At 34.4% G+C, this 22,753-nt stretch carries 27 protein-coding genes; 22 read left to right on the top strand and 5 right to left on the bottom strand.

Annotation, left to right across the window (positions count from 1 at the left end; all coding sequences use genetic code 11):
- Window positions 1–5 precede the first annotated feature (5 nt).
- The 13 genes from map (at window position 6) to LZQ00_RS14275 (ending at window position 9,343) form a co-directional block, all read left to right on the top strand.
- The gene (gene map, locus LZQ00_RS14335; protein WP_234509957.1) at window positions 6–788 is read left to right on the top strand and encodes a type I methionyl aminopeptidase; all 783 of its coding nucleotides are present in this window, start codon (window positions 6–8) and stop codon (window positions 786–788) included.
- Window positions 789–862: 74 nt separating this feature from the next.
- A complete protein-coding gene (gene infA, locus LZQ00_RS14330) occupies window positions 863–1,081 on the top strand; it encodes a translation initiation factor IF-1 (RefSeq protein ID WP_002997456.1) in 219 nt (72 codons plus the stop codon).
- A 46-nt stretch (window positions 1,082–1,127) separates the two neighbouring features.
- Window positions 1,128–1,244, top strand: coding sequence for a 50S ribosomal protein L36 (rpmJ, locus tag LZQ00_RS14325; protein ID WP_038702005.1), 117 nt, complete (start codon window positions 1,128–1,130; stop codon window positions 1,242–1,244).
- 29 nt (window positions 1,245–1,273) lie between these two features.
- Window positions 1,274–1,651, top strand: coding sequence for a 30S ribosomal protein S13 (rpsM, locus tag LZQ00_RS14320; RefSeq protein WP_234509956.1), 378 nt, complete (start codon window positions 1,274–1,276; stop codon window positions 1,649–1,651).
- A 10-nt stretch (window positions 1,652–1,661) separates the two neighbouring features.
- Window positions 1,662–2,051 (top strand): 30S ribosomal protein S11, encoded by a 390-nt coding sequence (gene rpsK / locus LZQ00_RS14315; RefSeq protein WP_234509955.1) that lies wholly within the window; start codon window positions 1,662–1,664, stop codon window positions 2,049–2,051.
- A gap of 58 nt (window positions 2,052–2,109) precedes the next feature.
- Window positions 2,110–2,718, top strand: coding sequence for a 30S ribosomal protein S4 (rpsD, locus tag LZQ00_RS14310; protein WP_234509954.1), 609 nt, complete (start codon window positions 2,110–2,112; stop codon window positions 2,716–2,718).
- Between the two features lie 92 nt (window positions 2,719–2,810).
- Window positions 2,811–3,803 carry a DNA-directed RNA polymerase subunit alpha gene (locus LZQ00_RS14305; RefSeq protein WP_045753992.1) on the top strand — a complete coding sequence of 331 codons (993 nt, stop codon included), beginning with the start codon at window positions 2,811–2,813 and terminating at the stop codon, window positions 3,801–3,803.
- A 71-nt stretch (window positions 3,804–3,874) separates the two neighbouring features.
- Window positions 3,875–4,369 (top strand): 50S ribosomal protein L17, encoded by a 495-nt coding sequence (gene rplQ, locus LZQ00_RS14300; RefSeq protein ID WP_234509953.1) that lies wholly within the window; start codon window positions 3,875–3,877, stop codon window positions 4,367–4,369.
- Between the two features lie 140 nt (window positions 4,370–4,509).
- Window positions 4,510–5,643 carry an aspartate aminotransferase family protein gene (locus tag LZQ00_RS14295; protein WP_234509952.1) on the top strand — a complete coding sequence of 378 codons (1,134 nt, stop codon included), beginning with the start codon at window positions 4,510–4,512 and terminating at the stop codon, window positions 5,641–5,643.
- A gap of 19 nt (window positions 5,644–5,662) precedes the next feature.
- Window positions 5,663–6,628, top strand: coding sequence for an acetylornithine carbamoyltransferase (locus LZQ00_RS14290; protein WP_234509951.1), 966 nt, complete (start codon window positions 5,663–5,665; stop codon window positions 6,626–6,628).
- Between the two features lie 45 nt (window positions 6,629–6,673).
- Entirely contained in the window at window positions 6,674–7,471 is a 798-nt protein-coding gene (gene argB / locus LZQ00_RS14285; protein ID WP_234514813.1) for an acetylglutamate kinase, read from the top strand.
- An 11-nt stretch (window positions 7,472–7,482) separates the two neighbouring features.
- Window positions 7,483–8,286 (top strand): pyrroline-5-carboxylate reductase, encoded by an 804-nt coding sequence (gene proC, locus LZQ00_RS14280; protein ID WP_234509950.1) that lies wholly within the window; start codon window positions 7,483–7,485, stop codon window positions 8,284–8,286.
- A complete protein-coding gene (locus LZQ00_RS14275; protein ID WP_234509949.1) occupies window positions 8,279–9,343 on the top strand; it encodes a M20 family metallo-hydrolase in 1,065 nt (354 codons plus the stop codon). The genes proC and LZQ00_RS14275 overlap by 8 nt, the downstream gene beginning before the upstream one ends.
- A gap of 51 nt (window positions 9,344–9,394) precedes the next feature.
- Here the strand turns inward: LZQ00_RS14275 and LZQ00_RS14270 are convergent, their stop codons facing one another.
- Entirely contained in the window at window positions 9,395–9,868 is a 474-nt protein-coding gene (locus LZQ00_RS14270) for an Lrp/AsnC ligand binding domain-containing protein (RefSeq protein WP_045754637.1), read from the bottom strand.
- 225 nt (window positions 9,869–10,093) lie between these two features.
- Between LZQ00_RS14270 and LZQ00_RS14265 the strand changes: the two genes are divergently transcribed.
- Window positions 10,094–11,137, top strand: coding sequence for a hypothetical protein (locus LZQ00_RS14265; protein ID WP_234509948.1), 1,044 nt, complete (start codon window positions 10,094–10,096; stop codon window positions 11,135–11,137).
- Window positions 11,138–11,139: 2 nt separating this feature from the next.
- Here LZQ00_RS14265 and ruvC read toward each other — a convergent pair whose 3' ends face one another.
- Window positions 11,140–11,706, bottom strand: coding sequence for a crossover junction endodeoxyribonuclease RuvC (gene ruvC / locus LZQ00_RS14260; protein WP_234509947.1), 567 nt, complete (start codon window positions 11,704–11,706; stop codon window positions 11,140–11,142).
- Window positions 11,707–11,829: 123 nt separating this feature from the next.
- Here ruvC and LZQ00_RS14255 point away from each other — a divergent pair, with 123 nt between their 5' ends.
- Together LZQ00_RS14255 and LZQ00_RS14250 are read left to right on the top strand one after the other, a co-directional pair.
- Window positions 11,830–12,807: a lysylphosphatidylglycerol synthase domain-containing protein gene (locus LZQ00_RS14255; RefSeq protein ID WP_234509946.1), complete on the top strand. Its 978-nt coding sequence runs from the start codon at window positions 11,830–11,832 to the stop codon at window positions 12,805–12,807.
- Window positions 12,808–12,823: 16 nt separating this feature from the next.
- The gene (locus LZQ00_RS14250; RefSeq protein WP_234509945.1) at window positions 12,824–13,921 is read left to right on the top strand and encodes a glycosyltransferase; all 1,098 of its coding nucleotides are present in this window, start codon (window positions 12,824–12,826) and stop codon (window positions 13,919–13,921) included.
- 1 nt (window position 13,922) lies between these two features.
- Here the strand turns inward: LZQ00_RS14250 and LZQ00_RS14245 are convergent, their stop codons facing one another.
- The gene (locus tag LZQ00_RS14245; RefSeq protein ID WP_234509944.1) at window positions 13,923–14,660 is read right to left on the bottom strand and encodes a lysophospholipid acyltransferase family protein; all 738 of its coding nucleotides are present in this window, start codon (window positions 14,658–14,660) and stop codon (window positions 13,923–13,925) included.
- 145 nt (window positions 14,661–14,805) lie between these two features.
- On the opposite strand from LZQ00_RS14245, the gene LZQ00_RS14240 reads away from it, so the two are divergent.
- The 5 genes from LZQ00_RS14240 to LZQ00_RS14220 all read left to right on the top strand — a co-directional run bounded on the left by LZQ00_RS14240 (window position 14,806) and on the right by LZQ00_RS14220 (window position 19,959).
- Window positions 14,806–15,081, top strand: coding sequence for a DUF2089 family protein (locus tag LZQ00_RS14240; RefSeq protein ID WP_234509943.1), 276 nt, complete (start codon window positions 14,806–14,808; stop codon window positions 15,079–15,081).
- Window position 15,082: 1 nt separating this feature from the next.
- Window positions 15,083–15,574: a hypothetical protein gene (locus tag LZQ00_RS14235; RefSeq protein WP_234509942.1), complete on the top strand. Its 492-nt coding sequence runs from the start codon at window positions 15,083–15,085 to the stop codon at window positions 15,572–15,574.
- Window positions 15,561–16,148 carry a hypothetical protein gene (locus LZQ00_RS14230; protein WP_234509941.1) on the top strand — a complete coding sequence of 196 codons (588 nt, stop codon included), beginning with the start codon at window positions 15,561–15,563 and terminating at the stop codon, window positions 16,146–16,148. The genes LZQ00_RS14235 and LZQ00_RS14230 overlap by 14 nt, the downstream gene beginning before the upstream one ends.
- Window positions 16,145–17,515, top strand: coding sequence for an alpha/beta hydrolase family protein (locus LZQ00_RS14225; protein WP_234509940.1), 1,371 nt, complete (start codon window positions 16,145–16,147; stop codon window positions 17,513–17,515). The genes LZQ00_RS14230 and LZQ00_RS14225 overlap by 4 nt, the downstream gene beginning before the upstream one ends.
- 236 nt (window positions 17,516–17,751) lie before the next feature.
- Entirely contained in the window at window positions 17,752–19,959 is a 2,208-nt protein-coding gene (locus tag LZQ00_RS14220) for a glycoside hydrolase family 2 protein (RefSeq protein ID WP_234509939.1), read from the top strand.
- A gap of 36 nt (window positions 19,960–19,995) precedes the next feature.
- Here LZQ00_RS14220 and LZQ00_RS14215 read toward each other — a convergent pair whose 3' ends face one another.
- Both LZQ00_RS14215 and LZQ00_RS14210 read right to left on the bottom strand, forming a co-directional pair.
- Window positions 19,996–20,703 (bottom strand): SDR family NAD(P)-dependent oxidoreductase, encoded by a 708-nt coding sequence (locus LZQ00_RS14215; RefSeq protein ID WP_234509938.1) that lies wholly within the window; start codon window positions 20,701–20,703, stop codon window positions 19,996–19,998.
- Window positions 20,704–20,713: 10 nt separating this feature from the next.
- The gene (locus LZQ00_RS14210; RefSeq protein WP_234509937.1) at window positions 20,714–21,625 is read right to left on the bottom strand and encodes a lysylphosphatidylglycerol synthase transmembrane domain-containing protein; all 912 of its coding nucleotides are present in this window, start codon (window positions 21,623–21,625) and stop codon (window positions 20,714–20,716) included.
- Between the two features lie 466 nt (window positions 21,626–22,091).
- Here LZQ00_RS14210 and LZQ00_RS14205 point away from each other — a divergent pair, with 466 nt between their 5' ends.
- On the top strand, window positions 22,092–22,643 hold the full coding sequence (locus tag LZQ00_RS14205) for a lipocalin family protein (RefSeq protein ID WP_234509936.1): 552 nt from the start codon (window positions 22,092–22,094) through the stop codon (window positions 22,641–22,643).
- Window positions 22,644–22,753 lie beyond the last annotated feature (110 nt).

Here is a 22,753-nt window from a genome sequence, read left to right as displayed (position 1 = left end):
TTTAGATGTCTAAAGTATATTATAAATCAGAGGAAGATATAGAGCAAGTGCGATTGTCAGCAAATGTGCTCTCGCAATTGCTTGGTGAAGTTGCTAAGGTGATTAAACCTGGTATTACCACTTTATCTCTTGATAAATTAGCTTATGAGTTTATCCATGATAACGGAGGAACGCCAGCGTTTCTTAATTATCATGGATTCCCTTACTCACTTTGTATTTCTGTAAACGACCAGATTGTTCACGGATTTCCGAGTGATTATGTGATCAAAGATGGAGATCTTGTATCGGTAGATGGTGGAGTGAACCTAAATGGTTTCATCAGTGATTCAGCTTATACCTTTGGAGTAGGAAATATATCCGAAGATGCTCAGTTGTTACTGGACGTAACAAAAGAGTCTATGTATAAAGGTATAGAACAAGCTGTCGCTGGAAAGCGAGTAGGTGATATTGGGTCTGCCATTCAAGAACATGTTTCAAAATATGGTTTTGGGATCGTACGTGAATTAGTAGGACATGGTGTGGGTTTTCATTTACATGAGAAGCCAGAGATTCCTAACTACGGTAAACGTGGTTCTGGAGCCAAATTAGAACCTGGATTAGTCATTTGTATAGAACCCATGATCAATGGAGGTAAGGCAGGTGTGAAGTTTTGGGATGATGGATGGACAGTAAGTACCGTTGATGGTAAACTGTCAGCACACTTCGAACAAATGGTCGCTATTCGTAAAGGCGAGCCCGATGTGTTGTTGACATTTGAACACGTAGAGAAAGTTTTAGGTAAAAAGTAATTGGTTTTCAATTATTTTATATATCTTTGCACTCCTGTTTGCAGGCTATTTAACAAAATAATAATCAAGAATATATGGCTAAACAAGCCTCAATAGAACAAGATGGAATAATTAGAGAGGCGCTTTCTAATGCTATGTTTCGGGTAGAATTGGAAAATGGGCATGAAATTATCGCTCATATTTCTGGTAAAATGCGGATGCACTATATCAAAATTTTACCTGGGGATAAAGTTAAATTAGAAATGTCTCCTTATGATTTGACTAAAGGACGAATCACTTACCGTTATAAATAACGGATTGATTGTCTGATAGTGCAAGCTTTTGAAAATATTAAATATCATGAAAGTAAGAGCATCAATAAAAAAACGTAGCGCGGATTGTAAGATCATTCGTCGTAAAGGAAAAGTTTTTGTAATCAACAAAAAGAACCCTAAGTACAAACAACGTCAGGGCTAATTAATTAAAAATAATCGCTAAATATAAATATGGCAAGGATAGCAGGTATTGACTTACCTAAAAACAAAAGAGGTGTTATCGGCCTTACCTACATTTTTGGTATCGGTCGTCCAACAGCGGAGCTTATCTTAGATAAGGCGGGAATCAGTCATGACATTAAAGTTCAAGATTGGAATGATGAGCAGTTAGCAGCAATTCGTACCTTAATTTCTGATGAAATGAAGGTAGAAGGTGCTTTACGTTCAGAAATTCAATTGAACATTAAACGTTTAATGGATATCGGTTGTTACCGTGGATTACGTCATCGTAAGCATTTACCAGTTCGTGGTCAACGCACTAAAAACAACTCTCGTACTCGTAAGGGTAAACGTAAGACAGTTGCAAACAAGAAAAAGGCTACTAAATAAAAATTAAGAAATGGCTAAAAGTAAAAAAGCTGCAAAAAAACGTATTGTTGTCATTGAGCCAATTGGCCAAGCACACATCAACGCTACGTTTAATAACATCATTGTAACTTTGACTAATAATCAAGGTCAAACTATTTCTTGGTCAAGTGCTGGGAAAATGGGTTTTAGAGGGTCTAAAAAGAATACTCCGTACGCAGCAGGACAAGCAGCAAATGACTGTGGTAAAGTTGCCTATGATTTAGGTCTACGTAAAGTAGAAGTATTCGTAAAAGGACCTGGTGCTGGACGTGAGTCAGCAATCAGAACATTACAAACTGTTGGAATTGACGTGACTACTATCAAAGATATCACTCCACTTCCTCACAACGGTTGTCGTCCTCCAAAACGTAGAAGAGTTTAATTAAGTTAAAGATAAGATTCATTAGCTACAGGCTAATAGATACTTTAAGAGAAAAAAAATGGCTAGATATACAGGACCTAAGTCCAAAATTGCCCGTAAATTTAGAGAGCCGATTTTCGGCCCAGATAAAGCGTTAGAGAAAAAAAATTATCCTCCTGGACAACATGGAGCATCTAAACGCAGAGGTAAACAATCTGAATACGCTATTCAGTTGTTAGAAAAGCAAAAAGCAAAATACACTTACGGGGTGTTAGAGCGTCAATTCGCTAATTTGTTTGATAAAGCTGCCTCAAAACAAGGTATTACAGGGGAGATCTTCTTAAAATTATTAGAAGCTCGTTTAGATAACACGGTTTACCGTTTAGGTATTGCCCCTACGCGTTCTGCTGCTCGTCAGTTAGTATCGCACAAACACATTACTGTTAACGGAGAATTAGTTAACATTCCTTCATATAGCTTACGTCCTGGTGATGTAGTCGCTGTTCGTGAGCGTTCTCAAACTCTAGAAACAATCACTGATTCAGTTGCTGGTAGAATTATCAACAAATACTCATGGTTAGAGTGGAATGCAAAAGAACTTACAGGTACTTTCTTAAGTTACCCTGAAAGATCTGACATTCCTGAGAATATCAAAGAGAACTTAATCGTAGAGTTATACTCTAAATAATAAATAAAGTAGTGATATGCATAGTTCAAATTTGGATTATGCATATTCTATTGTATTGCAAGTATTATTACAAAAACTTTAAAAAGAAATAAATGGCAATTTTAGCATTTCAAAGACCGGATAAAGTTATCATGCAAAAATCTACAGATTTTGATGGTACGTTCGAATTTCGTCCATTGGAGCCTGGTTTTGGTGTAACCATTGGTAATGCTTTGCGCCGTATTTTATTGTCCTCATTAGAAGGATATGCAATTACGTCGATAAGGTTTTCAGGCGTTTCGCACGAATTTTCAACTATCAAAGGTGTAGTTGAAGACGTTACGGAGATCATTTTGAATTTGAAACAAGTTCGTTTTCAAAAAACTGGTGATCAAGGTGATAGCGAAAAGATATTTGTAGTAATCAATGGTCAAGAGCAATTCTCAGCGGGTGATATCACAAAATTCTCAAACAACTTTACAGTCTTAAATCCTGATTTAGTTATCTGTAATATGGATAACTCAGTTACTATTGAGGTAGAATTGAGTGTAGCTAAGGGTCGTGGTTATGTAAATGCTGATGAGAATAAGGTCGTTGATGGTCCTGTAGGATTAATCGCGATTGATTCAATCTTTACTCCGATTAAGAATGTTAAATTTACCATTGAAAACTACCGTGTAGAACAAAAAACTGACTATGAGAAATTATTGTTAGATATTTCTACAGATGGTTCAATTCATCCAGAAGAAGCTTTAAAAGAAGCTGCTAAGATCTTAATTCAACACTTTATCTTGTTCTCAGATGAGAATATGCTTCTTGAGTCTCAAACAAAAGAAGAAACTAAAGTTGTTGATGAAGAAATTTTACATATGCGTAAAATTTTGAAAATGGAATTAGTAGACTTAGACCTTTCAGTTCGTGCATTGAACTGTTTGAAAGCTGCTGATATTCGTTCATTGTCTGAACTCGTTACTTACGATGTTGCAGATATGTTGAAATTCAGAAACTTCGGTAAAAAATCATTAAGCGAAATTCAAGAATTGGTTAAATCGAAAGGTTTATCATTCGGAATGAACTTGTCTAAGTATAAATTAGACGAAGATTAATATATTAAATAAGCGACTTGTACATAATTCCCTCTGAGAAGAGACGGTATGTACATTAAAATTAAATTAAAATGAGACACGGAAAAAAAGTAAATCACTTAGGTCGTACTGACAGCCATAGAAAGGCAATGTTAGCTAACATGGCAACGTCATTAGTAAAACACAAACGTATTACAACGACTTTAGCAAAAGCTAAAGCTTTACGTAAATATGTTGAGCCTTTGATTACTAAATCTAAAAACGATACGACTCACTCTCGTCGTACTGTTTTCGCTTACTTGAAAGATAAAGATGCTGTTACTATTTTATTCCGTGAAATTTCGGAAAAAGTAGCTAACCGTCCAGGTGGTTATACACGTATTATCAAAATGGAAAATCGTTTAGGTGATAATGCTGAAATGGCATTCATCGAATTGGTAGACTACAATGAAATCTACGGTGCTAAAGCTGCTACAGAGAAAAAAGCTACTCGTCGTCGTGGTACTTCTAAAAAGAAGGCTGAAACTACAGAGGAGGCTCCTGCTGAAACAGAGGCACCTGCTACTGAAGAGGAAAACAAAGATTAATTTCTTAAGTTTTTTAGATATAAAGCCTATCATTTTCATGATAGGCTTTTTTTGTTTTTAGCTAGTTTTTGGTTAGACTTAGCTATATTTGTAGAGCATATTGGATATATGTTTCTCATTTAATTATTTATTCATTATCAATGGACTTATTTAACGTTTATCCCATTAATCCAATTAACATAGTAAGAGCACAGGGCTCAACGGTGTGGGATGCCGAAGGAAATGCTTTCTTGGATTTATATGGTGGTCATGCTGTGATTTCAATTGGTCATACGCACCCACACTATGTTCAACGAGTAACAGAACAATTAAACCGCATCGGTTTTTATTCAAATTCTGTTGAAATTCCTATCCAACGTGAATTAGCCCGATTGTTAGGTGAGGTATCTAAGAAAGAGGATTATCATTTGTTTTTATGTAACTCCGGAGCGGAGGCTAATGAAAATGCATTGAAATTAGCTTCCTTTTATAATAAAAGAAAGAAAATTATTGCATTTTCTAAATCTTTTCATGGAAGGACTTCGTTGGCTGTCGCTTGTACAGATAACCCAAGTATTGTTGCGCCAGTTAATGAAACAGATCATGTTGTATTTCTACCCTTTAATGATGAAGAGGCTTTAACAGATGCTTTTCATGCTTATGGCGAAGAGATTTCATCTGTTATTATAGAGGGAATTCAAGGGGTAGGTGGTATTCGTGAGGCATCTGTCGCTTTTTTGAAATTAATTCGTTCTCTCTGTGATCAATATAATTCGGTGTTTATTGCAGATTCTGTACAATGTGGTTATGGACGATCTGGAGACTTCTATTCACATGATTATGCAGGCATTTCAGCGGATATCTATACGATGGCAAAAGGTATGGGCAATGGTTTTCCAATTGGAGGAATCAGTATAGCTCCAAAATTTGTAGCTTCTTATGGTATGTTGGGAACTACTTTTGGTGGTAATCATCTCGCTTGCGCTGCAGCAGTAGCTGTACTCGAAGTAATCAAACAAGATAATTTAATTCAAAATGCTGCAGAAGTTGGTTCTTATTTAATTGAAGAACTTAAGAAGTTTGATCAGGTGACAGAGGTTCGTGGTAGGGGATTAATGATAGGTATTGACTTACCTGCTGAACTTGGATATATAAGGAAGGATTTATTAGCTAAAAATAGAATATTTACAGGGGAAGCAAAGCCTACTGTTATCCGTTTATTACCAGCTTTAAATATGGCCAAAGAAATGGCTGATCAATTTTTAACAGCTTTTGCTGATCGATTGAAAGGTTAATATTGAATTAGATAGATATATGAAAAAATTCTTTTCAGTTAAAGACGTTGCTAATGTTTCAGAGGTAGTGAAAGAAGCATTGGAGTTGAAAGCGAATCCTTATGCGTTACCGAATTTAGGAAAACATAAAACGTTAGGTTTAGTCTTCTTAAATCCAAGTTTACGTACACGTCTAAGTACTCAAAAAGCGGCCATGAATTTAGGGATGAATGTCATGGTCATCAATATGGATAAGGAAGGTTGGGCTTTAGAAACGAAAGATGGTATAGTGATGAATGGTACAACTGTTGAACACATTCGAGAAGCTGCAGCCGTTATGGGTGAATATTGTGATATCTTAGGTTTACGCTCCTTTCCTACATTGAAAGATAGAGAAGAAGATTATTCCGAGGATCTGTTTAATAAGTTTATGACTTATTGTGCTGTTCCAGTTGTTTCTTTAGAAAGTGCAACTCGTCACCCTTTACAAAGTTTGACAGATATCATCACAATAACTGAACATAAAACAGTGAAAATACCTAAAGTTGTTTTAGCTTGGGCTCCTCATGTAAAAGCTTTACCGCAAGCGGTTCCGAATTCATTTTCTGAGTGGATGTGCCAAGCGCAATCAGAAGGATTAGTTGATTTTACAATTGCTCATCCTGCTGGATATGAGTTATCAGAAGAATTTACAAACGGAGCGAAAATCTCTCACAACCTCGATGATAGTATTAAAGATGCGGACTTTGTTTATGTAAAGAACTGGTCTTCTTATCAAGAGTATGGCGAGGTTTACCCAGTTTCGGAAAACTGGTTAATTGATAACAAAAAACTAGCATTAACAAATAATGCGAAAATTATGCATTGTTTACCTGTTAGAAGAGATTTAGAATTGTCATCTGAGATTTTGGATGGTCCAAATTCTTTAGTCATTAAAGAAGCAAGTAATCGTGTTTGGGCAGCGCAAGTTGTCTTGAAGCGTATGCTAGAGAGCTTAGCTAAATAAGATTTAGGTAATAAATAGATTATTTTGGAAGAATTAGAGAGAAAGATGTCAAATAGTGGCCTGAATATTATTAAGATAGGTGGAAATATTATCGATGATGAACAATTATTAAATTCATTTTTGGAGAAATTTGCCGCATTGCCAGGTAAGAAAATACTCGTTCACGGAGGGGGAAAAATTGCAACTCGCCTAGCATCAGATTTGGGATTGGAGGCAAAATTGGTCGAAGGAAGAAGGATTACTGACGAAGCGATGTTGCGTGTTGTTACCATGGTATATGCTGGTTTGACAAATAAAAACATTGTTGCTAAGCTTCAAGTTTTGAAATGTGATGCAATTGGGCTAACAGGCGCCGACGGAGATACAATTAAAGCGATAAAACGTCCTGTAAAAGATATCGACTATGGTTTTGTTGGTGATATTTTGCATGATTCTGTTAATACTGCTTCTATAAAGAAATTTTTGGAGGCAGGGTTCGTACCTGTATTCTCAGCGATTACACATAATGGCTTAGGTCAACTTCTAAATACGAACGCAGATACGATAGCTTCTGCCTTAGCTGTTGGTTTATCATCTTTGTATGACACTTCTTTAGTCTACTGTTTTGAAAAAAATGGGGTATTGAAAGATGTAAATGATGAGAATTCTGTTATTAATTCTATTCATGCAGCTGAATTTCCTAAACTAAAGAAAGATGGGATTATTCACGATGGTATGATTCCAAAATTGCAAAATGCCTTTGATGCTATACAAAAAGGCGTTCGGAATGTGTATATTGGTCATGCCAATAATTTGCACTTGTTCCAACAAGGACAATTTGGTACGTGTTTGACCTTAAAATAGAACTTCAAATTATGAAAAGAATTACCATTATCGGAACAGGAAATATTGGTTTATCGTTAGCAAAAGGATTAGTAAAAAAAGAATTTTGTGCGGCTGATCAAATTACCCTAACAAGACGTAATATCAAGTCATTGGATCAAGAAAACCAAGCTGGATTTGTCGTAACAGATAATAACTTGCTAGCTGTAGAGCAGGCAGATATTGTTGTTTTAGCAATTTTACCTCAACAGCTACGTAAAGTCCTAGAAGAAATTGCTCCGGTAGTGAAGAGTTCTAATCAAATTTTTGTTTCCGTTGTTTCTGGGGTTAGTTGTGTTGATATTAAAGAGGTATTAGGCCAAGATGTTTCCGTTGTGAGGGCAATGCCTAATACTGCTATTGCAATTGGTCAATCTATGACTTGTATAGCAACAGATAGTTCATCATCGGATGATGTTAAAGAGGTAGAAGTGATGTTTGAGACTGTGGGCTCAGTTGTTGTGATTAATGAAGATTTAATGACATCCGCAACTGCACTTTGCGCTTGTGGTATCGCTTTTTTCTTAAGAGCAATTCGCGCAGCATCTCAAGGTGGTGTAGAGATTGGATTCCATGCACATGACGCTTTAAAAATGGCTGTTCAGACAGCAAAAGGAGCTGCTGATTTGTTATTGCAAACACAAGCTCATCCGGAGAGTGAAATTGATAAGGTAACTTCTCCAAAAGGATGTACGATTGCGGGTTTGAATGAAATGGAACATAACGGTTTTAGCTCTGCTTTTATAAAAGGCGTTAAATTGTCAGCAAAAAAAGCGGGAGGTTTATATAATGAGTAAACATATTCAATTATTTGAAGAGAGTTTAGAGCTATTGAAAGCTTTAATTACTATTTCGTCTTTGAGTAGAGAAGAACATTTGACCGCTGATCTGATTGTGCAGTTCTTGGATAAAAAGAATGTCAAATCTTATAGAAAAGGTAATAATGTTTGGGCGTATAATCAGTATTATGATGCAAAAAAGCCTACAATCTTATTAAATTCTCACCACGATACGGTAAAACCCAATACAGGTTATACTCGAGATCCATTTTCAGCAGATATAGAGGAAGGGAAACTTTTTGGTTTAGGTAGTAACGATGCTGGTGGATGTTTAGTTTCTTTAATAGCTGCATTTCTCCATTTTTACGATCGCACAGATTTAAATTATAATTTTTGTTTAGCTGCCAGTGCAGAAGAAGAGGTTTCAGGGATTAATGGTATTGAATCCATTTTATCCGAATTAGGGCCATTGGATTTTGCTATTGTAGGCGAACCAACTTTGATGGATCTCGCTATTGCTGAGAAAGGGTTAATGGTCTTGGATTGCACTGCGCTTGGAACAGCGGGACATGCAGCACGAGATGAAGGGGAAAATGCCTTATATAAGGCTATTCAAGATATTGAATGGTTTCGCACATTCCAATTTGATCGCGAGTCTAAGGTGTTAGGTTCCATTAAAATGTCTGTTACCATGATTCATGCTGGTTCTCAGCATAATGTTGTACCCGCTACATGTGATTATGTGGTGGATGTCAGAACAACGGATGCTTATACGAACGAAGAAACGTTAGCGATCATAAAGCAGCATGTTAAATCAGATGTCAGAGCACGCTCTATACGTTTAAACTCCTCTCATATTCCAGAGGATCATCCATTTGTTTTAGCAGGTTTGAGTTTAGGTAAAAAGTCCTATGGATCTCCAACAATGAGTGATCAGGCTTTGTTGAGAATTCCTTCTGTCAAATTGGGTCCTGGGTATTCGGGTCGTTCCCATATGGCCGATGAATTTATTTATATAGATGAAATCGGAAACGGAATAGATGATTACATTAGTATATTAGAAAAAATAGTATAAACAGAAAAAGGCAAAATTTATTTTGCCTTTTTCTGTTTAATAGTTTTAAAATTAAACTAAGCTAATTTGTCTCTTGATGCTTTCTTCAAGCGATATGATGGTTTCTGTTCGTTGGATTCCTTGAACAGACTGAATGTCTTCATTCAATACTTTTCTGAGATGTACGGTATCACGGCAGATGATTTTAGCAAAAATACTGTATTGTCCTGTGCAATAATGCAATTCAACAACTTCTTTAATTTCTTTTAACTGTGAAACAGCATCAGAATATTGCGATCCTTTTTCTAGATATATACCTAAAAAAGCTGTAATGTCAAAACCTACTTTTTGAGGGTTAATGATTAAATTGGATCCTTTAATAATACCCAATTCTTCCATTTTTTTCATGCGAACATGAATGGTTCCTCCAGATACAATTAATTTTTTTGCTATTTCTGTGTAAGGAATAGACGCATCATTCATCAAAATTGATAATATCTGAATATCAAGATTGTCTAAATCGTAATTAGAATAGTTATTTTCCATTAAATGTGCTGTTATTTTTTATTAAATTAATCTGTGCTATTGATTTTTAGTCAAATCAAAATACAAGATAAAATTTTAAATTTTTCAAAAATACTAAGATTTGTTGGTTTATGTATGTAAATTTAGTAAAAATTTTAGATACATATTGTTAATGTGGTATTTTAATAACAATTTTAATATGTGATTTAAATTATTGCCAGCTTTTTTATCATTAATATGTAATTCATGGAAATAGAAGACGTTAAAATTTCGAGAAAGAAGCCCATTTTTACAGTTGGAGAAGGCTTGCATAAATATCTACGTCTCTATCAACGTGACGCAAAACTTCCGATTACGTATAAAGATCTGCTCTCTTTTACGGAAACGATACCAGTATTGGATAAATATGGAAATGATACATTTTGGGAAACACCATTGTATCCTCCATATTTAATTGATCATCTTTATGAGGGATTGAAAGTTATTTATGCAAAATTGAAGGCTTCTGGTAATACAAGAATTGTGCAGCATAAATATATTGACAGAGTAGAGTATTGTGCTTTTGGAAATACAAGACCTTTTCGTATTCGTATTGTGAATCGATTGAATGATGTTTATGATTATTTCTACATCAAACAAGCAGATGCATCGCGCATATATGGATTGGAATTGGAGGAAATCTTATCTCCTAATCAAGTCAACTATATGGTCGATCATGAAACATTGGTAGAAGAACATATTGTTGGTATCCCTGGTGATACGTTTGCAAAGCAACGGATGTATACACCGGACTATAATCTAACTCGGATATCGAAAGAATTTGTTAAATTCAATGAACGCTGTATTATTAGCTTATTGGGAGATATGCGAGCCTATAATTTTGTGGTGCAAATAACCCCTGATTTTGATGATTTTCAATTCCGAATTCGTGCCATTGATTTCGATCAACAGTTTTATGAGGGAAATCCGAAGGTATATATGCCTCAATTTTTTAAAGAGAATCTTCCATATGTAAAACTTTCCATGGAGCATTTGACAGATAAAACAGTGCTACAGTACCAACAGGAGGAGCGTTCATCTATTGTACATCGTGTGCGAAGTGAAAAACATAGAATAGCTGATCTAAGAGATGCATCAAAAACGCAGCAATTATCTACTGACGAAAATATTAAGCAATTGCGGGAGGCATATGCTATCTCTCATGAAAGTGAACAGTATTTAAAATGCAAAACTATGACTGATATTGTAGAATTGAATGTTAAAAATGTGATTAGACAAGTACAGTTATAGCGCTATTTGATTCTTTTTTCGTTATCTTTTACAAATGCACTCCATCCAGTATAACTTTTATTAGTTCCTGAGGTTGCATTTTTTTGAAAGGAATGACAAACAGCCACAGCTAATCCATCTGTGGCATCTAAGAACTCAGGGCTTTCATTAAATTTTAATAACGTCTTGAGCATGCCTGCAACTTGTTCCTTTGTTGCATTTCCATTTCCTGTGACAGACTGCTTGATTTTTCTTGGAGCATATTCAAAGATTGGGATATCATAATTTAATGCCGCAGCCATAGCTACTCCTTGTGCTCGGCCTAATTTAAGCATTACTTGAATATTTTTACCATAAAATGGTGCCTCTAATGCAACGCTATCAGGTTTGTATTCTTCAATGAGTGCAGCAGTTTTTTTGAAGATACGCTGTAGTTTAAGTGCATGATCATCCAGATGTCCCATTTTGACAACCCCCATGGTGATGAGGCTAATGTTGTTACCTTGTTCACAGATAACTCCATAACCTAAAACAACTGTTCCTGGGTCAATACCTAAAATAATTCGTTCTTTCGCTTTCTCCTTCTGCATGTACAATATTACATTTTTTATTCGACTTCAATAAAGAAATCAGGCTAATTTGGATTATAGGAATGCCATAAATTAGCTTTAGCTTTGCCTAAAATTTAGTAACATTGTGTTCAAAATTGAGGAATGCTGACAAAAGCTCAAAAAAAATATAGTGGTATATTGATTAAAATGGCGGTCTTGCTGTTTGCTGGCTGGTACATTTATCAGCAATTGTCAGACCCCAATAATCTACTGAAATTTAAGACTTTAATAGACGGTATTGATCCTCATTATCTTTGGTCGACATTGGGTCTGATTGTTACCTTAATGTTGATCAATTGGATTCTTGAAGTTTTTAAATGGCAATATTTATCGCGTAGAATCGAAAGAATATCTTTCTGGACTGCCTTTCAGTCTGTTTTTTGCGGACTTACATGGGCTATATTTACACCAAATAGAATAGGTGAATATGGAGGAAGGGTTTTATTTTTAAAGCCTGAAAATCGCGCAAAAGGTGCAGTGGGTATGGGTGTGGGGTTATTTGCACAGCTGGTATTAACAAGTATTGCCGGTTCCTTAAGCATTGCTTGGTTTGCTTGTACCTATCTGGATACTCCGCTTTCTATTGAATTTGGTATCTGGCTATTGGCTGTTTTGTATGCTTCTGGATTTTTAATACTCTATTTTAATGTTAATTGGATTGATTCATTAGTAGGACGTATTAAATTTTTGAAACGGATCAAGCCCTTCTTTTCTATTTTAGAAGAATACTCTTTTAAAGAATTGCTGATCGTTATTTTAATTTCGTTAGCACGATTTATCATCTTTACTTCTCAGTATATCATTCTCATGTTGGTTATTCTTCCTCAATTACCATTTGTGGCAATGATTTTGATGATATTTATACTTTTCTTTGTACAAGCTGCATTACCGACGCTGGATATTTTTGATTTTAGTGTAAGAAGTTTTGTAGCAGGTAATTTGTATAGTTATATTACGAATCAAGAATTGGCAGTAATGGCTATTGTTTCTTGCATCTGGTTTGTGAATTTGATACTTCCGGCTGTTTTAGGTTCGGTTTTTGTTTTGAAAATAAATTTTTTCGGTGATTCTAAGTCTTAATTTTTTTACGATCATATTGGCAATAGCCTATGTCGCTTTGGTTCTGTACATGCGTAAAGGTTGGTTTGAAATACCGACTATAATTTCTAATTATCAACCTACAAAACGTGTTTCTATTATTATTGCTGCTCGTAATGAGGAGGAGGGGATAGCACGAACAATTGAGTCAGTTCTGCAACAAGATTTTCCATCCGAATTATTGGAATTAATCATCATAGATGATCATTCAACAGACAACACAAGTAATATCGTTTTATCGTATGCTGATCGAGGTGTTCAATTACTACAATTGAATGAGAGTAATAAATTGAATTCGTATAAAAAATTAGCCATTGCGAAAGCGATAGATATTTGTACGGGTAGCATTATTATCACTACAGATGCTGATTGTAGAATGGGTAAAAATTGGTTAAGGACAGTCGTTAGCTATTTTGAAACACAAGACTTGTTTCTATTATCATCACCAGTTATTTATTCAGAAGAGAAGTCTTACTTTGAGCGTATTCAAACATTGGAATTTTTATATTTAATTGGCCTAGGGGCAGCTGGTATAGGTAATAAAAACCCAACAACTTGTAATGGTGCTAATTTAGCCTACCGTAAAGATATCTTTTTTGAGATGGGGGGGTTTACTGGAATTGATGAACTGGCCTCGGGGGATGACGAACTATTCTTACATAAAGTCGCAGAGAAATACCCACATAAAATAGGATTTTGTAAATCAACAGAGGCTGTTGTTTACACGGATGCTAAACCTACACTAGCGTCTTTTATTAGTCAAAGAAAACGTTGGGCATCCAAAAGCACGAAATATAAAAACAAAGCTGTAGTAGCCTTAGGTATTACGATTTGGCTTTTTAATTTCTGTATGCTTACTTGTTTTGTGTTAGGGTTATTTTATCATTATGACTACCTTTTTACTTTTTTAGTTCTTCTAGTCATAAAAATGATCGTTGAATATTTATTCATTCAACCGCTAGCTAAATTTGCAAATCGAGAAGAATTGATGAGATATCTACCATTTCTTTCGGCCTTACATATCATCTATCTTGTTTATATAGGAATTTTAGGAAATATTGGAAAGTATGATTGGAAGGGTAGACAGGTAAAATAGTTTAGCCATTTTTTACCTTTGCTCGTATCTTTTGTTCTGCCTCTAATACGATTTCTTCTAACGTTTTATCCGTCTTATCAATAGGATCTAACACCTCCCAGCTCATTTTAACAAAAGTATTAAAAGGGAATGAACCGTATTTAATCATTTCATATGATCCATTAATTGCTATGGGAACAATTAGAGCATTTGGGTTTTTCTTCAATAAAGTGGCAATTCCTCCCAATTGAAAAGATTTCATTTTTCCATCTCGTGTACGGGTACCTTCGGGAAAAATAAAAGCAGACCAATTTTTAGTCTTCATATTATTGGCAAGTTTTAGAATTTCTCCAATAGACTGCTTAGAGTCTTTACGATCAATATTTGCTGCTCCACCATGTTTCAAATTGAATGAAATACTGGGAATACCACTTGCCAACTCTATCTTGGAGATAAATTTACCATGAAATCTTCTGAGAAAATAAATCATAGCAGGAATATCAAAAGTACTTTGATGGTTCGCTACAAAGATAACTGGTTGGCCTGTTGGAATACTTTTGTTATCAATGAAAGTAACACTATTCAATAACAAACAATTACAATAGGTGAGAAAAAAATTGAGAATATCAACACTCTTCTTATGGGCTGAATATCCACCTAGTTTCAAACTCAACCATTGAATAGGATGAAAAATTAATAAACATAAGCCAAAACAGAAATAAAAAATAGGTGTCAGAATAAATCCAATAATCTTCTTCATATTTAAATCTAGTAATTATTTACAGCAAATATAATTATTAAAAATACTTTACAGATATTAATTGATGAGAGTCGTTTTTAATATTATTAATATTTGTTTTCATAAAATTTAGTTTTTGTTTAATTATGTTTATATTAAATGAAATATGAAAAAGTTTCCAAATACATGTCCAAGCTGTGATTCAAAATTGGTCGTCAGCAAACTGACTTGTGAGTCTTGTGATACAGAAGTGATAGGTAAATTTTCCTTACCTATTTGGACGCAATTAGGGTTAGATGAACAAGAATTTGTGCTAGAATTTTTATTGAATTCGGGAAGTCTCAAAGAAATGGCTAACCAATTAGGTAAAAGTTACCCAACTGTAAGAAATAAGCTGGATGATCTCATTCACAAATTACGTATGTTAAAAAATATAGAATAGTATGAATTTTCAAGAAAAACAATCATTTTGGACTTGGTGGATGATATTGCTAATGGTGTTTCTATTACTCTCAACATTAAATTTTAAATGGGCAGAGTGGTCGAGAGGCAATTTTAGTCAATTTAGCCTCAATCCTGGTTTTTGGATAGTCTTCTGTATTATTGCTCTATTTTCAGTGATCAGATTAAAAACTACAATAAATACCGAAGGCATCAACATTCAATTTTTTCCTTTTTTGTTGAAAAGTAAGATAATTCCATGGACAGAAATTGGAAAGATATATGTAAGGGACTATAATCCTATAGGAGATTATGGGGGGTGGGGGTATCGTAATGGGAGTGAAGGTAAAGCTTATAACACAAAAGGAAAACAGGGTTTGCAGTTAATATTCAAGGATGGTTCCAAACTCTTAATCGGTACGCAAAAAAGAGATGAATTAGAAAATATAGTTGAGAAAATAAATAAGGATATTCTAGGGTATGAAAATTTATAAAATAGTTGAAAATCCATTTGACAATTTATCAGAGCTAAGATTGATTGTTGTTGGTCTTATTGCCTTTTTGATAGGAACTTTTGCTGCTTATTTCTTGGGCGGCTCATATCCTGGTATTATGAGTTTCAAATCAAATTCGGCAACATTATTGCAGTTATTTTATCAAAACACACTAAATACGATCTTGTTATCCTTGGTTTTATATGTATTTGGTAAAATTTTAAATCCAAGAGCACGTTTCTTAGATCTGTTGATTACCGTTTTGATCGCTCGGACAGCTATTTATTGCATGGCCTTGTTAAATACCAATGCTTGGCTAAATCCCATAGCGGACATGATAGCGAAAAATGTTGTTAATACACAATCTGGCAGTATGATTGATAAAAGCGATCTATTAATGTTGTTTTTGGGAGTGATAATTATACTTCTGTTGCTTATTTATTTTTTCTATCTGTTGATCAAAGGATTTCGCATATCAGTCAACAGTAAAAAGGGGTATCATGGACTACTAATTATTATCATTGTTTTTGTACTAGAGGCATTAGCTTCTATTTTTATACCTTATTATCTATGATGGTTAAATATATTGTTAGTATAGTTTTGTTTTTGATAAGTGCAGGAACAAGTTTTTCGCAAACTTTTGTTGGAAACTGGAAAGGGAACTTGAAAGTCGGAAATTCAAGCTTAACTTTTGTTATTCATCTAAACGAACAGAACGCAATTTGGAAAGCAACAGCAGATAGTCCTGATCAGGGAGCATTTGGTATTCCTGCCCAAGCGAAGGTAACAGGCAACGGAATCGAAGTAATGATCGAAGGGGGTATAAACTATATAGGCAAATTAGAAAATGCGAATCTAATAGGAGGAGAGTTTCAACAAGGAAGCTTTAAAACAAAGTTAGATCTTGAAAAAACAGACGAAATTGTCAATCAACCAAAATTGGTTAGATCCCAACAGGTAAAACCACCTTACAATTACGATACTGTAGATGTTAGTTTTAGAAATAAATATGATAATGTTCAATTAAGTGGAACGTTAACTAGTCCTAAACAAAAAGGAAAATTTCCTGCAGTTATTCTGGTGTCTGGGAGCGGTCCTCAAGATCGAAATGAGGCGTTAATGGGACATGAGCCTTTTCGGGTATTAGCGGACTATTTGACAAAAAATAATATTGTTGTTCTTCGGTACGATGATCGTGGTGTCGGACTTTCAAAAGGAAGTTTTATTGATGCAACGATTGAAAATTTTAGTAAGGATGCCATGGCTGCTTTGGATTTTCTAAAAAAAAGACCCAACGTGGATCTTACGAAAGTTGGTATTATCGGTCATAGTGAAGGAGGTTTAATTGCGGAGTTGTTAGCGGGACAAAAATTACCAGGGCTTTCTTTCATTATTTCTTTGGCAGGACCTGCAATTCCGATCGATTCTTTAATGGTCTCTCAATTATATACAATTGGAAAAGTTGGAGGTATGACCGAAGATGCTTTGAGTCAAGCGATGAAGATCAATAGAAAAAATTTCGAGATCGTTAAAAGTAATCGTCCTAACCAAGAAGCAATGGCTATGATTCTTAAGAATATGAACATGGATCCAAATCAGATGAATTCGGCAAGTAAATTAGATGTAGAAACACTTTTATTACCCTCTTACCGTTATTTCATGCGCATAGATCCTATTCCCTTTATCAAGAAAATAAAAATTCCTGTGTATGCAGCATTTGGAAGTTTAGACGTGCAGGTGCCTGCAAGGGAAAATCTGAAGAGCTTGAAATCTAATTTACCTCCAAACTCAAGAACCGTTTTGAAGGAATATCAAGGATTGAATCATTTATTCCAAAAAGCGACAACTGGTGCCGTTTCAGAGTATGCAAATATTAAAGAAACCATAAATGATGAGCTTTTGGTAGATTTGGTGAATTGGATTAAAACCTCAACTAAATAGCTGTTTTTAGAACATAGCACTGTATTATTTAAGTGACATCATTTAAAAATACGATAACGTTGTAAATAGCATTTTAAGAATGTATAAGGCTTTTATTTTGCTCATAATCCCCGTTGTGTAAGCGCTTATATGGAAAAGCATTTCTTCTGAATTCAAATAGGTTTTTATCTTTGTTATTGCACGCAGCCATATTTTTTATGGATGAAACTGTTTAACAAACCTTTATTTTTTCTATTATGAATTTCAAGGCATTCATTACCTTAACTTTCTTAACTATTATAACTTCAATAGTATTTGCTAGAGAAGTTATCCCTTTTAACAAAGACTGGGCTTTTAAAAAAGGACCTTTTACGACAGATGTTTTACAGTATGGGAATATTTTTTCTGGTAATTGGCAAGCGATTACTGTTCCTCATACTTGGAATGCAAAAGATATGCAAGTCCGGAATGATCGGTTTACTTCTAATGAAAAGTTTTATGTTGGCGATGCATATTATCGTAAAACATTTATTCCACTGTCATCTTGGGATGGTAAACGCATATTCATAAAATTTGAAGGCGTAAATACCAATGCAGAAGTTTATATCAATAATACACCATTATCAGCAAAAAAAGAAAAAGAAAATCTAAGTTATGATGGCTCTCGAGTAAATGGAAATTATCAAATTGTAGGAAGGCATCAAGGGGGGTACGCCGCATTTGTATTAGAATTGACTAATATGTTGAAATATGGTATTGAAAACGAGATTCTTGTGAAAGTGAATAACGAAGCAACTCCACAGGTAATTCCTGTTAACCATACTTTATTCCCTATGTATGGGGGAATTTATCGTCCAGTAGAGCTTATTGTGACAGAAAAAGTCAATATTGCAGTATCTGATTATGCTTCTTCTGGACTTTTCATTAGTCAAAAAGAGGTGGATAAAAAAAATGCACTTATAAGTCTAAAAGTAAAATTGGAAAATAAAAATCATGATGCCAAGAACATACAGGTTGTTTCAACGATTTATGAAAGAAATGGTAACGTTAAAACAAAGCAATCTACAGCTTATAAGTTATTGCCACAAGGAAGACAAGAAGTAATTCAAGATGTTTTTATAAAAAATCCGCATTTATGGCAAGGCCTAGACGATCCTTATTTGTATAAAGTTGTGACCCAAGTTGTTGCTGACAACAACATATTAGATGAAGTAGTCCAACCACTAGGATTACGTAAGTTTGAATTAAGGACAGGAGAAGGATTCTTTTTGAATGATATTAAATACCCCATGTATGGCGTAACACGTCATCAGGATCGTTGGGGAAAAGGTTCTGCTTTATCAAATGCTGATCATGATGAAGATCTGGCTATTATTAAAGAGATTGGAGCCACGACTATCCGGTTAGCACATTATCAACAATCTGATTATTTTTATTCCAAATGTGATAGTATAGGGTTTATTGTATGGGCGGAAATTCCATTTGTTAATCGGGTTACAACATTAGAAGAGGCAAATGCGAAGCAGCAGCTGACAGAATTGATCAGACAGAATTATAATCATCCTGCGATTTATATTTGGGGATTGCATAACGAAGTGTATACTCCGAACGCATATACGATTGAACTGACAACCAAATTGAATGACTTGGCGAAGACGGAAGACCCATATCGTTACACAGCACAAGTAAGTGGTTACAATGTTATTGATCATGCTGTTAACAACAATGCAGATGTGCAAGGGATCAATCATTATTTCGGATGGTATAATGGTGTTATTCGTGACGTTGATAAGTGGGCAGACCAGATTTCAAAAGACTTTAAAGATTATAAAATTATCTTTTCAGAATATGGAGCAGAAGCCAATCTTAGTCATCAACAAGAGATTGTTGGAGATGTGGGAAATCAATGGGCTAACCCTGCATTTTTTCCAGAAGAGTTCTCAACAAAATTTCATGAGATACATTGGGGAACAATTAAGAAACATCCGATTTTCTTAGCGTCTTATCTTTGGAATACTTTTGACTTTGCAACACCAATAACTGCATTAAATGTGGAACCAAGAAATTTTAAAGGCTTAGTAACTTTTGATCGAAAACTGAAAAAGGATCCATTTTATTGGTACAAAGCAAACTGGAGTAAAGAACCAGTATTGTATCTGACACAGCGTCGAGTTGTTGAACGAGCGAATGAGATAACACCAGTAACTGTTTATTCTAACATTGGACCTCCTAGCTTATTTGTTAACGGTATTGAGATCAAGAATTTTGTTATGGGAGAAACGGATGTACATTATATCTTTCAAGATATAAAATTGAAGGAAGGCGACAATATCATTGAGGTAAAAGCTTCTAAGGGAGGAAAACAATTAGAAGATAAAATAAGTTGGCATTACGTGAAAAATAATCCAAAGGCAATCAGTAAAGATGGGCCAAAAGATAATAAAAGTGAACACATTGGTTTATAAGAAAGGGCTCTTTAGAGCCCTTTCAATTGTTATTTTTTATGGAGTTGTCAGAGCAACTGGTAATATTTTACCATTATAGTACTGATGTCCATTTTGAGCAAATTCAGCAATATATCTTCCCATTTCAAAAGCTAATTTCCCAGCTTCTACTCCAGGAAATGCCTCTTCAAACATCTCGGTCTGTGCAGAACCCAAAGCAAGGCAATTGACACGAATTCCTTTATCCTTGAATTCTTCAGCTAGACATTCTGTTAATACAGCTAATGCTGCTTTACTGGATGAATATGCTGCTAAACCAGGGAATTTAGACGATCCTTGGACTCCACCCATACTTCCAATATTGAGTATATGTGAACCTTTGGGCATGAGAGGGACGATGTGTTGGATCATGCTGGCATGTCCTAGGACATTTGTTTGATACATAGAAGCGATTTCTTCCAATGTGCTTTCCATGAAGGGTTTATTAATCAATATACCGGCGTTATTGATTAAAATATCTACTTGGTCAAACTTTGACTTAATAAAAGGTATTAAAGTTTGGTAATCATCATATACAATATCAAACTGTGCCGGATAAAGATTACCTCCATCAAAATTTAAGTCTGATGCGATTTCATGTAATTTCTTTAATTTATCTGCCGAACGAGCCAATGCGATGACATTATTTTCTTTTTTTGCTGTAAGATCAAGTACAGCTTCAAATCCAATTCCACTACTAGCTCCTGTTATTACAATATTTGCCATAATTTTTGAGTTAATCTTCCGTTTGTGATTCTTCCACCTCTTTTACCGATGGTAATTTCTCGGTTCCTAAAGCCGAAGGGTGAAAAATATAATACGAACCTGTTAAGGCCATTAATGCAGAAATAATATAAAATAATAAACTAATTAATACGGCAAGATGCGGATCTAGATGAAAGAAATTAGCACCCCATATATATACCATTTCTCGCATGCCTAACCCTCCAACGGAGAAGGGTATAATAGCGACTAATGACGATGCAAGAAAAAGAAATAAATAAGGTGAAAATTTACCATCAAACCCCAAAGCATATAGAATCATAATAGCAGAAACTACTTGCATAGATTGTACACCTATCGCCTTCAAGTGTGTTTTAATAAAGCTTGATTTAAAATCTGTAAAGAACTTACTAATTAAAAAATAGTACAAGATAGTTCCTAAGACAAAACCAGCTATCGTTAAATAATTGGGAATACCTAATTGAGGTATAAAAATAACTAAAGCGGCGATGATTAAACATAATGCCCAGAGTCCGCTTAATCGGTCGAAAAATAATGCACTCAATAATTTTCGACCTTTAATGCTAAATTTCTTTCTTAGAAAATAGATCTTATAACCATCACCACCAACTCCTCCTGGCAAGAATAAATTATAAAATAACCCTAATTGATAAAGTTTGAAATTATATTTTTCAGATACATTTAACCCAATTGAAGTCAAAAAGCTTAATAGGCGAGAAGAAGAAATTAGAATGGAAATAGCATATGCTAAGAAAGCCAGTAACAGAAAAATGGGATTGGAATTCAATACTGCGTCCTTTAAGTCTTGAATAGATACCTTACTAAATACCCAATAAAGCGCAGCTACTGTGACAACAACTTTCAGTATATTTTTAATTATTTTCCAAAATAGTTTTTTATCCATTGTGTATTGAATCTCTTTTTTAGCCTTATAAATAGTTGTCAAAGGTATAAATTTCATTAAGATCTGCGACAACCATATTAGCTAATTAAAGGATAAATTCGAGTAAACAATAGAATTAAATAGATTAATAGGAATATTGTGCATAAAGAGAATTGCCAATTTATATATACTATTTGATATTTATTTTTAAGCATAACAAATAATAAGATAATAAAAATCACAAACAGTAGGGATGGAGCTACTATTGCCATTTCATTTGGAAAAGCGATATGTTTATCCTCTAAATGGGGTTGAGACTCTTTTTTTGTTAATAATGGAATGGAAGCAAGGGCCAAAAACAAAATGAATATACGCAATAAAGATTTGGCTATAATCTTACTAATGGTATGATTTTTGGATGTCTTCATGATAGTTTGTTGTTATATTTACAACAAAAATACAATAAGTAACTATAAAATTAATAAATATGAATCGAGTTCTTTTATCTATCTCCACTATCATGTTGGGTTTGTTTCTTTTTTCTGGATGCAGTATGCAACAAAAAGGAGCAACAACTAGTTCTTCATCTTCTTCTATGTCTACTGGCCCAAGTGCCTCTGATTGGAAGGGATCTGTAAAAGGAACTTGGCGATTAAATAGTATTGATCGTGAAAATTTACCATCTACTTATACCATAAAGACTGTCTTTGAGGAAGCTCCTGCAGAGTGTTTTATCGGTAGTACTTGGGTTTTACCAAGTAATGGTAAAGGAACAATTTCTTTTTCTGCTGATGGTAAATTATGTGCTCCTGGTGCTTCTAGAGATATTGTATGGTCTATTTATAATCCAGGAAAAAATAATGGAGAACCTCAATTCCAATTTAAAAAAATCTATGCTGGAGACAAAGCGAAAAATGTGACAACAGGTTACCGTTTAGATTTATCTTATTCAGATGCTAATAAATTGGTTATGCGTATGCCTGTAACTATTTCTAATGGTGAAGCTTATTTAGTATTTACTTTTGCAAGAGTAAACTAAAATCGGTAATTGATAAATAGAAAAGCTATAGTTCTAACTATAGCTTTTTTTTGTTTAAATTTTCTTACATTTCTTTAATGATACTACGAATGCCGAAATCGTCTAAATAT

Source organism: Sphingobacterium sp. SRCM116780 (assembly GCF_021442025.1).
Classification (GTDB): Bacteria; Bacteroidota; Bacteroidia; order Sphingobacteriales; family Sphingobacteriaceae; genus Sphingobacterium.
This window is presented reverse-complemented; position numbering and strand designations above follow the sequence as displayed.

What these genes read in the sequence shown, in the direction of transcription:
- map (WP_234509957.1), top strand. Translation starts at nt 6, where the DNA reads ATGTCTAAAGTATATTATAAATCAGAGGAAGATATAGAGCAAGTGCGA.
- infA (WP_002997456.1), top strand. Translation starts at nt 863, where the DNA reads ATGGCTAAACAAGCCTCAATAGAACAAGATGGAATAATTAGAGAGGCG.
- rpmJ (WP_038702005.1), top strand. Translation starts at nt 1,128, where the DNA reads ATGAAAGTAAGAGCATCAATAAAAAAACGTAGCGCGGATTGTAAGATC.
- rpsM (WP_234509956.1), top strand. Translation starts at nt 1,274, where the DNA reads ATGGCAAGGATAGCAGGTATTGACTTACCTAAAAACAAAAGAGGTGTT.
- rpsK (WP_234509955.1), top strand. Translation starts at nt 1,662, where the DNA reads ATGGCTAAAAGTAAAAAAGCTGCAAAAAAACGTATTGTTGTCATTGAG.
- rpsD (WP_234509954.1), top strand. Translation starts at nt 2,110, where the DNA reads ATGGCTAGATATACAGGACCTAAGTCCAAAATTGCCCGTAAATTTAGA.
- LZQ00_RS14305 (WP_045753992.1), top strand. Translation starts at nt 2,811, where the DNA reads ATGGCAATTTTAGCATTTCAAAGACCGGATAAAGTTATCATGCAAAAA.
- rplQ (WP_234509953.1), top strand. Translation starts at nt 3,875, where the DNA reads ATGAGACACGGAAAAAAAGTAAATCACTTAGGTCGTACTGACAGCCAT.
- LZQ00_RS14295 (WP_234509952.1), top strand. Translation starts at nt 4,510, where the DNA reads ATGGACTTATTTAACGTTTATCCCATTAATCCAATTAACATAGTAAGA.
- LZQ00_RS14290 (WP_234509951.1), top strand. Translation starts at nt 5,663, where the DNA reads ATGAAAAAATTCTTTTCAGTTAAAGACGTTGCTAATGTTTCAGAGGTA.
- argB (WP_234514813.1), top strand. Translation starts at nt 6,674, where the DNA reads ATGTCAAATAGTGGCCTGAATATTATTAAGATAGGTGGAAATATTATC.
- proC (WP_234509950.1), top strand. Translation starts at nt 7,483, where the DNA reads ATGAAAAGAATTACCATTATCGGAACAGGAAATATTGGTTTATCGTTA.
- LZQ00_RS14275 (WP_234509949.1), top strand. Translation starts at nt 8,279, where the DNA reads ATGAGTAAACATATTCAATTATTTGAAGAGAGTTTAGAGCTATTGAAA.
- LZQ00_RS14270 (WP_045754637.1), bottom strand. Translation starts at nt 9,868, where the DNA reads ATGGAAAATAACTATTCTAATTACGATTTAGACAATCTTGATATTCAG.
- LZQ00_RS14265 (WP_234509948.1), top strand. Translation starts at nt 10,094, where the DNA reads ATGGAAATAGAAGACGTTAAAATTTCGAGAAAGAAGCCCATTTTTACA.
- ruvC (WP_234509947.1), bottom strand. Translation starts at nt 11,706, where the DNA reads ATGCAGAAGGAGAAAGCGAAAGAACGAATTATTTTAGGTATTGACCCA.
- LZQ00_RS14255 (WP_234509946.1), top strand. Translation starts at nt 11,830, where the DNA reads ATGCTGACAAAAGCTCAAAAAAAATATAGTGGTATATTGATTAAAATG.
- LZQ00_RS14245 (WP_234509944.1), bottom strand. Translation starts at nt 14,660, where the DNA reads ATGAAGAAGATTATTGGATTTATTCTGACACCTATTTTTTATTTCTGT.
- LZQ00_RS14240 (WP_234509943.1), top strand. Translation starts at nt 14,806, where the DNA reads ATGAAAAAGTTTCCAAATACATGTCCAAGCTGTGATTCAAAATTGGTC.
- LZQ00_RS14235 (WP_234509942.1), top strand. Translation starts at nt 15,083, where the DNA reads ATGAATTTTCAAGAAAAACAATCATTTTGGACTTGGTGGATGATATTG.
- LZQ00_RS14230 (WP_234509941.1), top strand. Translation starts at nt 15,561, where the DNA reads ATGAAAATTTATAAAATAGTTGAAAATCCATTTGACAATTTATCAGAG.
- LZQ00_RS14225 (WP_234509940.1), top strand. Translation starts at nt 16,145, where the DNA reads ATGATGGTTAAATATATTGTTAGTATAGTTTTGTTTTTGATAAGTGCA.
- LZQ00_RS14220 (WP_234509939.1), top strand. Translation starts at nt 17,752, where the DNA reads ATGAATTTCAAGGCATTCATTACCTTAACTTTCTTAACTATTATAACT.
- LZQ00_RS14215 (WP_234509938.1), bottom strand. Translation starts at nt 20,703, where the DNA reads ATGGCAAATATTGTAATAACAGGAGCTAGTAGTGGAATTGGATTTGAA.
- LZQ00_RS14210 (WP_234509937.1), bottom strand. Translation starts at nt 21,625, where the DNA reads ATGGATAAAAAACTATTTTGGAAAATAATTAAAAATATACTGAAAGTT.
- LZQ00_RS14205 (WP_234509936.1), top strand. Translation starts at nt 22,092, where the DNA reads ATGAATCGAGTTCTTTTATCTATCTCCACTATCATGTTGGGTTTGTTT.